This window comes from Winogradskyella sp. PC-19 (assembly GCF_002163855.1).
Taxonomy (GTDB): domain Bacteria; phylum Bacteroidota; class Bacteroidia; order Flavobacteriales; family Flavobacteriaceae; genus Winogradskyella.
On sequence record NZ_CP019332.1, the window covers coordinates 1,329,635 to 1,342,620 of the forward strand.

Here is a 12,986-nt window from a genome sequence, read left to right on the forward strand (position 1 = left end):
CAGTGGTTAAAACAACAAAAAGTCCGTTGTAATGAATAAAAAACAGGATGAAATGCATATTTTTTTGCACTTTATCGATAAAAAATGTTGTTTGTTTGTCTTTAATTACTATATTGCACGTCAATTTAAAAGAACTTACTTAATCGATAGTTATGAGAAACGTCATGAATTTTAAATTATTAGCAGCCGCAGCCCTAGTAGTTACTGCTTTTAGTTGTAAACGCTCATCAAACTCCAGTAATGTAGATAGCGCTACTGGTTGGGCTATAAATGACAAACAAGGTGGTTTTCAATACAACACCAAGTTTAAAGAACAAGAGACACCTCCAGGTACTGTATTTATAGAAGGTGGTACTTTTACCATGGGTAAAGTACAAGATGATCCAATGCACGATTGGAATAATTCTCCATCACAACAACACGTACAATCATTTTATATGGATGAGTCAGAGGTAACTAATGTCAATTACCTTATGTACTTGGACTATTTAAAAAGTGTATATCCTCCTGAAGACCCAAATTATGCTAACATATACAAAGGAGCACTTCCTGATACTTTAGTTTGGAGAAATCGTTTAGGATATAATGAAATGATGACAGAAAACTACTTGCGTCACCCTGCTTATGGTAATTATCCTGTTGTAGGTGTAAGTTGGATACAAGCTGTAGAATATACAAGCTGGAGAACAGATAGAGTTTCTGAAATGTCTTTGCAAAAAGCTGGGTATTTAGAAAGAGATTCTCAATACACAGCTGAAGGTGGAAGTACTTTTAGTACAGACACATACATAAATGCTCCAACTAAAACTTATGGAGGAAATGATTCTATCATTAATCCAATAAAATCTAGAAGACGCGTACAAGTTAACGCTAAAGGTGATACTATAAATGTTTATGCCAAAAGAGAATCTGGCCTTATTGGTCCAAAATATAGATTACCTACCGAAGTAGAATGGGAATACGCCGCACTTGGAATGAGTGAGCTAAGAAGTTATAACATCTACAGAGGTCGTAAGAAATACCCTTGGGATGGTCAATATACGCGTTCTGGAAGTCGTGCTAAGCGTGGTGACCAATTAGCAAACTTCAAACAAAGTAAAGGTGATTATGGTGGAATTGCAGGTTGGTCTGACGATGGTGCTGATATCACTCAAGAAGTGAAATTTTATGAGCCTAACGATTATGGGTTATATGATATGGCTGGTAATGTTGCGGAATGGGTTGCTGATGTTTACAGACCAATAGTAGATGATGAATTTAACGATTTTAACTACTATAGAGGTAACACATATTACAAAAATGCTATAAACGATGATGGTAGCGTTAAGATTGTTCAAGAAACAGTTTATGACACATTAAGTAATGGTAAAATAGTTGCACGTAATCTTCCTGGAGAAATTGAAACTGTACCTGTCGATGAAGATGAAACTTACCTTAGAACAAACTTTGATAGAAGTGATAACAGAAACTTTAGAGACGGTGATCAAAAATCATCAAGATACTATAGAGATAATTTTGAAGACGGTGAAGAAGGAGAGTTTGATACTAGAAAAGTATACAACTCACCAAAACACAAAATAGATCAAGATTCTGCTAGTGGAAAAATGCTAAAAGAATATGATAAATCTTCAAGAAGAACGTCTTTAATAAATGACGAAGCTCGAGTTTTTAAAGGTGGTTCTTGGAAAGATAGATCTTACTGGATTGACCCTGCACAACGTAGATTCTTCCCACAAGATATGGCAACAGATTATATTGGGTTCAGATGTGCAGTATCGCGTGTTGGCTCTAAATCTAAGACTAACAAAAAGAAACGTAACTAATTTAGTTTCTTAAAATATAGTTTAAAGTCCTAACATTTTTTAGGACTTTTTTATTTTTATAATATGAATACAAAAGCCTTATACGAGATATTTTTAAAATACAAATCTGTATGTACAGATACACGTAAACTCAAAAAAAACGATATCTATTTTGCTCTAAAAGGAGATAACTTTGATGGTAATAAATTTGTAAAGTCAGCATTAGAAAATGGCGCTAGCTATTGCGTCGTAGATGATGCTTCAATAGTAGAAATGTCGGATAAAGTTATAGTAGTCGAAGATACTTTGACAACTCTTCAGCAATTAGCAAATTATCACCGTAATCAATTAACTTACCCAATAATCGCCCTAACTGGAAGTAATGGTAAGACAACTACAAAAGAATTAATACTTAGTGTACTCTCATCTATTTACAAAGTAAAAGCGACTAAAGGCAATCTCAACAATCATATTGGAGTGCCATTAACACTACTAAGTTTTACAAAAGGTTTAAATTTTGGTATTGTTGAAATGGGAGCAAATCATCAAAAAGAAATCGAATTTTTATCTGCAATCGCAGAACCAAACTTTGGTCTTATTACAAATTTTGGCAAAGCACATCTCGAAGGTTTTGGCGGAGTTGAAGGTGTTATTAAAGGCAAATCAGAGCTATATGATTATTTAAAAGCTAATCAAAAAACAGTTTTTATAAATACAGATGACGAAAAACAAATACAACAGATTGGTGATTATAATAACATAGTAACCTTCGGTGAAAATACCGAAAGTAATTGTATCATTTCATTTAATGGTGCAAACCCATTTGTTTATCTTTCTTATAATAATATTTCAATTAAAACTCAACTTATAGGTAGTTACAACTACAATAACATTGCAGTTGCTGTAGCTATAGGAAAACACTTTAAAGTACCCACGTCTAAAATCAAATCGGCTATAGAAGCTTATCAACCCGATAATAATAGATCTGAAATTCGTGAGATAAAATCTAATAAAATAATATTAGATGCATACAACGCTAATCCTACAAGTATGTTAGCCGCATTAACAAATTTTAAACAATTAGAAGCTGAAAAAAAAGTACTATTCCTAGGAGACATGTTTGAACTTGGCGAGTCTGCTTCAGAAGAACACCAATCCATTGTTAATTTTTCTGAAAGAAATTTTGAAGACAACATTTACTTAGTTGGAGAAAACTTTTATTTGACTCAAACAAATGAAAAAACCAATAAATTTTCTTCATTTGAAAATCTAAAAGCAGCACTAAAAACTAAGTCAATTCAAGACACTACCATACTAATTAAAGGTTCAAGAGGAATGGCTTTAGAACGAATACTAGAAATCCTCTAATAGTGTTTATAAATTCTAAAAAACAAAAAAATCCATTTCTTTTGAAATGGATTTTTTTGTGGGTCATACTGGATTCGAACCAGTGACTTCTACCCTGTCAAGGTAACACTCTGAACCAACTGAGTTAATGACCCAATGTATAAACCAAAAAAGTCTACATTTCTGTAGACTTTTGTGGGCGCGAAGGGATTCGAACCCCTGACCCCTTGGGTGTAAACCAAGTGCTCTGAACCAACTGAGCTACGCGCCCGATAATTGGATTGCAAATATAGACTAGTTTTTAAAATCTCAAAAGAATTTCAATAAAAAAATTATAATATTTCTGCAACTACAAAAGTACTTCCTCCTATATAAATACAATCCTCTTGATTAGCAGTAGATTTAGCTTCTGAATATGCGTTTTCTACTGAAGAGTAAACTTTGTAATTAAAGCAATTTTTCTTAAAAAATCCTGCTAACTTTTCAACTTCAAGACCACGTGGCACATTAGGTTTAGATAAATAGTAGTTAGCAGACGTGGGCAAAAGGGAAATAACTTCCTCTAAATCCTTATCATTTACAACGCCAAAAACAATATGTAACTGTCCTAAGCACTCTTTGTCTAGCTGACGCATAGTATGTTTTAGACCTTCTTTATTATGGGCAGTATCACATATAACTTTCGGATTCTCATTTAGTATCTGCCATCTTCCCATCAAGTTAGTATTATTAACAACATTAAGAAGTCCATTTTTTAATTCTTTATTAGAAATTTTAAAATCTTTAATATTTAAAATCTCAACAGATTGTATTACGGTTTTTATGTTATGTTTTTGATATGCGCCTTTTAAATCACTTTCTAATACAGTATCAATTATTTGATCTGCAAAATAAATTTGCGCATTTACTTCTTCTGCCTTTTGCTTAAATACAACTTCAGTTTCTTGATGAGTCTCTCCTATAACAATAGGAATATTAGGTTTAATAATACCTGCTTTTTCTGATGCAATTTTGGGTAATGTATTACCTAAAAACTGAACATGATCCAAACCAATATTTGTAATAACTGATAACTGAGGCATAATAATATTTGTTGAATCTAATCTACCGCCAAGTCCAACTTCTATGATAGCTATATCAACTTTTTCTTTTGCAAAATAATCAAAAGCTAGACCTACTGTCATTTCAAAAAAAGATAATGAATTAGCTTCAAAAAAAGCCTTATGCCTTTCGACAAACTTCATCACAAACTGCTTGGAGATATCTTTTCCATTAATTTTTATACGCTCACGATAATCTTTTAAATGTGGTGAAGTGTATAACCCAACTTTATAACCAGCTTCTTGCAAAATGGAAGCCAACATATGACTACAAGATCCTTTACCATTTGTCCCACCAACATGAATGGATTTGAATTCCTTTTCAGGGTTTTTTAAATAATCAGCTAAAAGAATGGTGTTCGAAAGATTTTTCTTGTATGCAGACTTACCTTTAGATTGATACATTGGCAATTGATTAAATAGCCAATTAACGGTGTCATGGTAATTCATTTAATTGCTAACATCAAAATTGATACTTATAAAACCTACCTGCTCTGATGGTGCATTTGCATCGGCTCGCCATTTATGAGATAAGGCAATTTTTTTTGCAGGTTCTAATAAACAAGGATGCGTATTTGTAGAACCCTTGGCTCCTGGCGTCGCAGAAATAACTTTTCCACTTCTGTTTACTTTAATTTCAACGATAACCAAACCGTACTCATTGCAATCTTGTTTGAATATTTTCTTGCTCGGTCTACCTCTACCACTTAATCCGTAACCTACGCCACCTTTCCCAGGTCCTGAGCCTCCAAAATAACTAGGTGCATATGGGTATCCATTTAACTGTCCTTTATTCCCAGGATTATTATCATCACCTTCTCCGCCATCATCGTTAGCTTTAGAGTTTTTTACACCTCCAATAAGATTATCTAATTTCTTTTTCTTTTCAGCATCTTCTCTTTTCTTTCTTTCTTCTGCTTCACGCTTCAAACGCTCGGCTTTTTCAGCCTCAGCTTTTGCTTTAGCCTCAGCAGTTTTCTTCTTTTTAATAGCTATAGCTTCTTCAGAATCTTGAGTTAAAACCTTTTCAGATTTTTCTACAGTTTTATTAGTTTCAGCCTGCTTTTTTTCAACCTTTTGCGGTTCAGCTTTTTTCGGAATATCAGCTTGTCTTGGTTTGCTTAATGGTTTATTTCCGCTACCCGTATTATTAGTACCAAAATTAACAGCAACACCGTACTCTTCTGGTGGGTCCATATACTGTGGTCCCACAACAAAAATGAGTAGCATTAATATCAGCAATATTAACGTCGTTATCTTTGCAGAATTTTTTTCGTGTTTAGTTTTTAGATACTTCATTATACCTCAATATTCAATATACAAACGGATAACTCAGTTGAAATATTATTGCTCTGCAAACCTAATAGTAGCAGAAAATTTATCAACAACTGGTTTTCCTTGTTGCAGCGCCGGTTCTAATTTAGGTAGCATTTTAGCTACTCTGATTGCTTCTGCTATCAGTTTTGGGTCAGCTGCTCTAGCTCTTATATCAATAATCTGACCATTTTTATTTATGTTAAAATAAATGGTGATTTTTTGGTCTCCTGTGAAACCTAAATCTGACGCAATAGTTTTATTAAATCTATCATTTACAAACTGAGAGACCTTATTACTCATACATTTTTTTCTTTCCAAATTGTTCTTTCCCTCACAACCAGGATAGATAGCGCCTTCTTGACTTAATTTAAAACCGTTTGTAGTACTTCCTCCATTTTTATTTTTTGCAACGGGCGCGGCAGCACCAGCTGCCTTTTTATCTGCATCAGCCTTTGCTTGAGCTGCTCTTGCTGCGGCTGCTTTTTCTGCTTTAGCTTTTGCTTCCCTAGCTGCTTTTGCTACTCTATCCGCTTCAGCTTTTGCTTCTCTAGCAGCTTTTTCCTTTGCTTCTTTTTCTGCCTTTACCTTAGCTACTCTATCAGCTTCAGCTTTATCAGCTCGAGCTTTTGCTTCACGCTCAGATTTTGCTTTTGCGGCAGCAAATTTTTCAGCTTCTATTTTTTCTTTAGCTTTTTTTTCTGCCTCAAGTTTCTCAGCAACTTCTTTTGCTTCTTTAATTTTTAAAGCTTCTTCCTTTTGTTGAGCTAGTAGTTTTTCTGCAGCCTCTTGCTTAGCCGCCTCTTCTTTTGCAGCCTCTTCTTTTGCTTCAGCTTCAGCTTTTTCTTCTTCCAAAGCTTTTTCGAGTGCTTCTATTTCTGCTTGTTCTTGTTTAATCTCTTCTTCAGTGACCTCTTCTACTTCCTCTTCTTGGACAGGGTTTTCTTCTGTTAACTCTTCAGAATCTACAACTTCTTCTTGAGTATCATCTACAATCTCTTCAGCCTTTGATGGGCTATCTGCAGCTGCTTTATTATTTACGACACTTGGTTCACCAAAATTAATGGCAACACCATATTCTTCAGGAATTTCCTTATAAGGTGCACCAACAACAAACATTAGCAGTGCAATAATTAACACTGTCAATCCTGTTATTTTGGCTGAATTACGCTCGTGTTTTGTATTGAGGTACTTCATGGTTGGCTAGATTAAATTTGGGGTAATCTACATTAGTTGGATTTTACAGCTAATGTCGATTTTATCTTATTCCTATTGGCTATATCCATAATAAAAACCACATGCTTTAAATCTACATCTTGGTCTGACCTTATGGTAATTGTTGGCGAGTCTGAACTTCCAACTTTTTCTATAACAGCTGCCTCTAATTGATTTTTTGGCACTTGTTTTAAATCTACAAAGTATTGCAAATCTTTATTTACACTAACAGATACATTTTTAGTTTGCGTTGTTTTACTACTGGATTTTGGTAATAATAAATCAATAGCTTCTGCCGAAACTAATGTAGACGCAATCATGAAAAATATCAATAACAGGAATACAATATCCGTCATCGACGACATATTAAATTCTGGTGTGACTTTATTTCTCCCGCGTAAATTCATACTAGATTGGTTCGTTTAAAAGGTCTAAAAACTCTACGGAATTTGCTTCCATTTTATAAACCACTTTATTAGTCTTTACTACTAAATGGTTGTAAGCTATATAAGCAACAATACCTACAATTAGTCCACCAACTGTGGTTGTCATTGCCGTATAAAGTCCATCGGCTAGAGTTTTGATATCTATTGAACCTCCTGAATTGGCAATTTCAAAAATTGACAAAATCATACCTATTACAGTTCCTAAGAATCCTATCATCGGTGCAGCTCCGGATATTGTTGCAAGAACACTTACATTCTTCTCCAAACCGTAAATTTCTAAACGCCCTGCATTTTCAATAGCTGTGTTAATATCATCCAATGGTTTCCCTATTCTAGAAATACCTTTGCTAATTAGTCTTGATACTGGTGAATTGGCTGTCGCACAAAGATTTTGAGCAGAATCAATTTTTCCATCACTCACATAATCTCTAATCTGATTCATAAAATTAGAGTCTACTTTAGAAGCCTCTTTAATAGCAAAAATACGTTCAAAATAGATATATATGGCAGCCACAAATAGTAGCGCTAGAATAAGAATAATAACAATTCCAGCTGTACCACCAGTTGTAATCAACTCTATAATGGATAGTGTTTTTTCTACTGATTCGCCTTCAACTAAAGCGTCTGCATCTTGTAAAATAGTGTTTAACATAGTAGATTATTGGTTTTAATTGATTTGGTATATAACGTATAAAAATTAATAAACGTGTGTTTAGAATAAAGTTCTTGTAACCATAAAGGCAGCCGCACCAGCAATAAAGCCGACTAATGCTAACCATGATATCTTTTTTAAGTACCAGAAAAAATCTATTTTTTCCATACCCATTGCTACAACTCCAGCAGCAGAACCTATAATAAGCATACTTCCGCCTGTTCCTGCCGAATAAGCTATAAAGTGCCATAATTCGTTATCAATTGGTTCAGAAAACATACCTAAACTTGCGGCTACTAGAGGAACATTATCAATAACTGCAGAACCTACTCCTAGAAGTAATACTACCAAATCTGATACACCTTCTCCATGAAGCTCTGTTCCCATCATTGGCATGGTATCTTGCAATGTATTTGCGAAACCAAATAAAACGCCCAACGATTCTAAAGCAGCAACTGCCATTAAAATCCCTAAGAAAAATAATATACTTGGCATTTCTATTCGAGATAACGACCTGTGAACTGGGCTATGTTGCTCGTGACCCATTCCTTCACCCTGTTCGACTTGAGATAATTGAAAGCGAGAACTTGTGTAAATTTCTGCAAATATTGCAACTATACCAAGTGCTAACATCATACCAACATAAGGCGGCAAATGTGTAACTACTTTGAAAAAAGGTACAGAAACAATCGCTCCAAGACCTAAGAACAACATTGTAGAACTAAATCTGTTTTTTGGTTTACCATCATCTTCTTGTAATTCTAACTCTCCTCTGAAAGGTTTTAAAAAAGACGCTATTAATGTTGGCACTACCATACATAATACTGAAGGGATAAAAAGGTATAAGAATAATTTCCCTGTTGAAACTTTATCGCCAATCCATAACATAGTTGTCGTAACATCACCAATTGGAGACCAAGCACCTCCTGCATTGGCTGCTATTATTATTAAACCTGCATACCAAATACGAATATCCCTGTCTTTGACGATTTTTTGAAGTATAGAAATTAAAACAATCGTAGCTGTTAAATTATCTATTATGGCTGATAATATAAATGCCAAAATAGAAAATAACCATAATATTTTACGCCTGCTTCTAAATTTTACGGCTGCTTTTATTGTTGAAAAACCATCGAAATAATCAATAATTTCTACAATAGTCATGGCTCCCATTAAGAATATTAATATCTCTGCAGTTTTACCCAAATGATGCAATAACGTTTCTTCCATCATGTGCATTTTTTCTTCATGCCCAAGCATTCCGAAATTCTCCATTAAAGTATGCTTTGCAGAATCAAACCATTGAGGAAAAGCGTCAATCCCAAGAGATATTAATGCCCAACTTATTGCCATCATTACTAATGCCGGTATAAGCTTATCAATTTTGATTGTATGCTCTAAAGTGATGGCTAAATAGCCAAATACAAATACTAGAATTATTATAGTTTCCATAGGATTAAATTAGTTGTTTTAGTGCAATTTCGAAAGCTGTTGCACTGATTCCTGTTTTGTTTTTATTATTAGAATATAAATTTTGAAGCGCTGTTTTAATAACTTCAGAGGTGTCTTCGAAGATAGCATCATCTGTCATTTGCACTTTACGCTCCATAAAATAAGCAAAAACTCTTGCCATACCGCAGTTAGAAATAAAGTCTGGTATCAAACTTACTTTATTATCTGTATGCTCCATAATTGGTCCGAAGAAAATTTCTTTATCTGCAAATGGTACATTAGCGCCACAAGAAATAACTTCTAAACCTGTCTCAATCAATTGGTCGATTTGGTTTTGAGTAATTAAACGAGATGCTGCACATGGCGCAAATACTTCTGCTTGAAGTGACCAAACACGCTCATTCATTTCTTCAAACGGAATGAGGTTATTATTACCTAATGTATTTCCATTTTTGGATAAGTACATTTGTTTTACTTCTTCAAATGAAAAACCTTCTTCGTTGATTAAACCTCCAACACGGTCAATAATTCCAACAACCTTAGCTCCCATTTGAGCAAGGTAATATGCTGCCGCTGCACCTACGTTTCCAAAGCCTTGTACTATTGCGCGTTTTCCTTTGATACATTCTCCCTGGATATCGTAGAAATGCTTAGCTGCTTCCGCTACCCCAAATCCCGTAATCATATCGGCTACAGTATATTTTTTTGAAACATCTGGAGAGTACTTAGGATTTTCAATAACCTTAATAACTCCATGACGCAATTGACCTATTCTATTGATTTTATCCGCAGCGGTTGGTTTAAAGTGTCCTTCAAAAACACCTTCTTGAGGATGCCACACACCGCTTTCTTCAGTAATTGGAATTACCTCATGGATTTCATCAACGTTTAAATCTCCGCCAGTTCCATAATAACTTTTAAGCAGTGGAGATACAGCTGCATACCAACGTTCTAGAACACCTTTTTTTCTTGGGTCTTTTGGATTAAAATTAATCCCTGATTTAGCGCCGCCAATTGATGGACCGGACACTGTAAACTTGACTTCCATTGTTTTTGCTAATGAAAGTACTTCATTCATATCCAAACCTTCGCGCATTCGCGTTCCGCCACCTGCTGCTCCTCCTCGAAGCGAATTTATAACAGTCCAACCCTCGGCTTCTGTTTCAGCATCGTTCCAATGAAAAACGATTTCTGGCTCTTTGTTTTCGTAAGTATTGAGTAAATCTTTGATTAGAGACATTAGTTAGTTTTAGTGGTTAACAAATATAAAAAACTATAAAGGCATTCTATTAATTATGCGTTAATTTTAAGGATAAAATATTTGTCCTGAAGAATGGTTTTTACTGGCACCCGTTACGCTCATAAGACAATTAACTTCATTTCTATATTTTAAGACACCTAGAAGCCCAAAAATTAATGCTTCTTTATACTCTACAATTGTTGAATTGGGTATGATTATAGTAGTTATCGAAAGTGTACTTAACCTTTCGATAAGAAATAAATTATATGCGCCACCTCCAGTAATTAATACTTTTGACTGTTTTAGGTTTAAACATTTTGCAATTTGAATTGCCGCATGTTCAACTACTGTTTTTAAAATATCTTTTACTTCTAAATTATAAGACTCAATAATTGGAAAGACTACATTTTCAACCCACTCTAAACTTAAAGATTTTGGAGCTTTAAGATTGTAAAACTCAAGATTATCTAATTCTTCTAAAAGTGTATTATTGACTGTTCCTGATTTTGCTATGTTGCCCTTATCGTCGTAATCGAAACCTAGTTTTGCAACATAATAATTCAAAATAATATTTATAGGACAGATATCGAAGGCAATTCTTTGATTATTATTTTCAAAAGAGATATTAGCAAATCCTCCTAAATTAATGCAATAATGATAATCACTAAATAAGAGTTTGTCACCAATTGGGACTAATGGTGCTCCTTGTCCACCTAATTGAACATCTTGAACTCTAAAATCACAAATAATTTTAAGCTTCAAAACATCTGCTAATATTTGTTGATTTCCTATTTGATAAGTGTAACCTTCTTTTGGGTTATGTAAGGCTGTATGTCCATGAGATGCAACAAAATCAATATCTTGAATATTATTTGAACGGATAAAAGTTGAAATTTCGCTAGCTAATAATTTAGAATAATCATTATCAACCTGCTTTAAATCTGATTTTGAGAACTGAGTCAAAGTTTTTAGTATTTGCTTCCATTCTTCAGAATATGAGATAGTTTCAAACTTTAATATTTCAAACTTCCATCTATTTGTGTATACATATTTTGAGTACAAAACATCTATTCCGTCGAGAGAAGTTCCTGACATGACAGAAACGACATTGTAATTCCGTGTTAACATATTAGTAAAAATAGCATTATCTATTGAAAATAAAACAACAAACAGTTATCTTTGCATCGAATTTTTAGGAAATCAATAAAAAATAACTTGTATGGACTTTAGCTTAACAGAAGAGCACTTAATGATACGCGACGCAGCTCGTGATTTTGCACAGCAAGAATTATTACCAGGCGTTATAGAACGTGATGAAAAACAATCTTTCCCTAATGAATTGGTTCGCAAAATGGGCGAACTTGGTTTTATGGGTATTATGGTAGACCCAAAATATGGAGGAAGTGGCATGGATTCTATTTCTTACGTTTTGATTATGGAAGAATTATCTAAAATTGATGCATCTGCATCGGTAATGGTTTCTGTAAATAATTCATTGGTTTGTTATGGTCTTGAAGCTTATGGTACAGAAGAGCAAAAACAAAAATATTTGACAAAATTAGCTACTGGTGAGCAAATTGGCGCTTTCTGTTTAAGTGAACCAGAAGCTGGTAGTGATGCAACATCTCAAGCTACAACAGCAATTGACAAAGGTGACCATTATGTTTTAAACGGAACAAAAAACTGGATTACTAATGGTGGCCGTTCTGACGTATACCTAGTAATCGCACAAACGGATAGAGAAAAAGGACACAGAGGAATTAATGCTTTTATCATTGAAAAAGGTATGGAAGGTTTTGCTATTGGCCCAAAAGAAGATAAGTTAGGTATTAGAGGAAGTGACACACACACGCTTCAATTTAACGATGTAAAAGTTCCTAAAGAGAATAGAATCGGTGAAGATGGCTTTGGTTTTAAGTTTGCAATGAAAACACTTTCGGGTGGACGTATTGGTATAGCTGCACAAGCTCTTGGTATTGCTTCTGGTGCCTATGAATTGGCTTTAAAATATTCTAAGGAACGAAAAGCTTTTGGAACTGAAATTTGCAATCACCAAGCGATTGCCTTTAAGTTAGCAGACATGTATACAGAAATTGAAGCTGCACGTATGTTAGTTATGAAATCGGCTTGGGATAAAGACAATGGTAATAACTACGATATGTCTAGTGCTATGGCTAAATTATACGCTAGTAAAGTAGCCATGGAACAAACTGTTGAAGCTGTACAAATACATGGTGGAAATGGTTTTGTGAAAGAATACCACGTAGAGCGTTTAATGCGTGATGCTAAGATTACTCAGATTTATGAAGGTACTTCTGAAATACAAAAAATTGTAATTTCAAGAGGGGTTATCAAAGGATAATAAACCCAGTATTGATAAATAAGAAGGCTTCAATTAATTTTGAGGCCTTTTTTTAA

General features: G+C 34.2%; 11 protein-coding genes and 2 tRNA genes. 3 read left to right on the top strand and 10 right to left on the bottom strand.

Translation table 11 applies throughout. The features are described 5' to 3' along the window. Nucleotides 1-164 precede the first annotated feature (164 nt). Complete coding sequence (gene gldJ, locus BTO05_RS06215) at nt 165-1,823, top strand: gliding motility lipoprotein GldJ (RefSeq protein WP_232459789.1); 1,659 nt, start codon at nt 165-167, stop codon at nt 1,821-1,823. Nucleotides 1,824-1,886: 63 nt separating this feature from the next. Beyond that, nucleotides 1,887-3,170 carry a UDP-N-acetylmuramoyl-tripeptide--D-alanyl-D-alanine ligase gene (locus BTO05_RS06220; protein WP_087491834.1) on the top strand — a complete coding sequence of 428 codons (1,284 nt, stop codon included), beginning with the start codon at nt 1,887-1,889 and terminating at the stop codon, nt 3,168-3,170. A 59-nt stretch (nt 3,171-3,229) separates the two neighbouring features. Here BTO05_RS06220 and BTO05_RS06225 read toward each other — a convergent pair. The 10 genes from BTO05_RS06225 to BTO05_RS06270 all read right to left on the bottom strand — a co-directional run bounded on the left by BTO05_RS06225 (nt 3,230) and on the right by BTO05_RS06270 (nt 11,696). Beyond that, nucleotides 3,230-3,304: transfer RNA gene (locus BTO05_RS06225), tRNA-Val, on the bottom strand. 41 nt (nt 3,305-3,345) lie between these two features. Beyond that, nucleotides 3,346-3,420: transfer RNA gene (locus BTO05_RS06230), tRNA-Val, on the bottom strand. Nucleotides 3,421-3,481: 61 nt separating this feature from the next. Next, nucleotides 3,482-4,699 carry a bifunctional folylpolyglutamate synthase/dihydrofolate synthase gene (locus BTO05_RS06235; protein WP_087491835.1) on the bottom strand — a complete coding sequence of 406 codons (1,218 nt, stop codon included), beginning with the start codon at nt 4,697-4,699 and terminating at the stop codon, nt 3,482-3,484. Then, nucleotides 4,700-5,548: an energy transducer TonB gene (locus BTO05_RS06240; RefSeq protein ID WP_087491836.1), complete on the bottom strand. Its 849-nt coding sequence runs from the start codon at nt 5,546-5,548 to the stop codon at nt 4,700-4,702. Between the two features lie 45 nt (nt 5,549-5,593). Then, nucleotides 5,594-6,760 carry a cell envelope integrity protein TolA gene (gene tolA, locus BTO05_RS06245; RefSeq protein WP_087491837.1) on the bottom strand — a complete coding sequence of 389 codons (1,167 nt, stop codon included), beginning with the start codon at nt 6,758-6,760 and terminating at the stop codon, nt 5,594-5,596. Nucleotides 6,761-6,792: 32 nt separating this feature from the next. Beyond that, nucleotides 6,793-7,185: an ExbD/TolR family protein gene (locus tag BTO05_RS06250; RefSeq protein WP_087491838.1), complete on the bottom strand. Its 393-nt coding sequence runs from the start codon at nt 7,183-7,185 to the stop codon at nt 6,793-6,795. A 1-nt stretch (nt 7,186) separates the two neighbouring features. Next, the gene (locus BTO05_RS06255; protein WP_087491839.1) at nt 7,187-7,876 is read right to left on the bottom strand and encodes a MotA/TolQ/ExbB proton channel family protein; all 690 of its coding nucleotides are present in this window, start codon (nt 7,874-7,876) and stop codon (nt 7,187-7,189) included. Between the two features lie 60 nt (nt 7,877-7,936). Next, on the bottom strand, nt 7,937-9,328 hold the full coding sequence (gene nhaD / locus BTO05_RS06260) for a sodium:proton antiporter NhaD (RefSeq protein ID WP_087491840.1): 1,392 nt from the start codon (nt 9,326-9,328) through the stop codon (nt 7,937-7,939). 4 nt (nt 9,329-9,332) lie between these two features. Continuing rightward, complete coding sequence (locus BTO05_RS06265; RefSeq protein ID WP_087493298.1) at nt 9,333-10,559, bottom strand: Glu/Leu/Phe/Val dehydrogenase dimerization domain-containing protein; 1,227 nt, start codon at nt 10,557-10,559, stop codon at nt 9,333-9,335. Nucleotides 10,560-10,634: 75 nt separating this feature from the next. Further along, nucleotides 10,635-11,696, bottom strand: a complete 1,062-nt coding sequence (locus BTO05_RS06270) for an anhydro-N-acetylmuramic acid kinase (RefSeq protein ID WP_087491841.1) — start codon at nt 11,694-11,696, stop codon at nt 10,635-10,637. Nucleotides 11,697-11,787: 91 nt separating this feature from the next. Between BTO05_RS06270 and BTO05_RS06275 the strand changes: the two genes are divergently transcribed. Then, nucleotides 11,788-12,930, top strand: a complete 1,143-nt coding sequence (locus BTO05_RS06275; protein WP_087491842.1) for an acyl-CoA dehydrogenase — start codon at nt 11,788-11,790, stop codon at nt 12,928-12,930. Nucleotides 12,931-12,986: the final 56 nt, after the last annotated feature.

Coding starts and splice junctions, on each gene's coding strand:
- gldJ (WP_232459789.1), top strand. CDS start 165: ATGAATTTTAAATTATTAGCAGCCGCAGCCCTAGTAGTTACTGCTTTT.
- BTO05_RS06220 (WP_087491834.1), top strand. CDS start 1,887: ATGAATACAAAAGCCTTATACGAGATATTTTTAAAATACAAATCTGTA.
- BTO05_RS06235 (WP_087491835.1), bottom strand. CDS start 4,699: ATGAATTACCATGACACCGTTAATTGGCTATTTAATCAATTGCCAATG.
- BTO05_RS06240 (WP_087491836.1), bottom strand. CDS start 5,548: ATGAAGTATCTAAAAACTAAACACGAAAAAAATTCTGCAAAGATAACG.
- tolA (WP_087491837.1), bottom strand. CDS start 6,760: ATGAAGTACCTCAATACAAAACACGAGCGTAATTCAGCCAAAATAACA.
- BTO05_RS06250 (WP_087491838.1), bottom strand. CDS start 7,185: ATGAATTTACGCGGGAGAAATAAAGTCACACCAGAATTTAATATGTCG.
- BTO05_RS06255 (WP_087491839.1), bottom strand. CDS start 7,876: ATGTTAAACACTATTTTACAAGATGCAGACGCTTTAGTTGAAGGCGAA.
- nhaD (WP_087491840.1), bottom strand. CDS start 9,328: ATGGAAACTATAATAATTCTAGTATTTGTATTTGGCTATTTAGCCATC.
- BTO05_RS06270 (WP_087491841.1), bottom strand. CDS start 11,696: ATGTTAACACGGAATTACAATGTCGTTTCTGTCATGTCAGGAACTTCT.
- BTO05_RS06275 (WP_087491842.1), top strand. CDS start 11,788: ATGGACTTTAGCTTAACAGAAGAGCACTTAATGATACGCGACGCAGCT.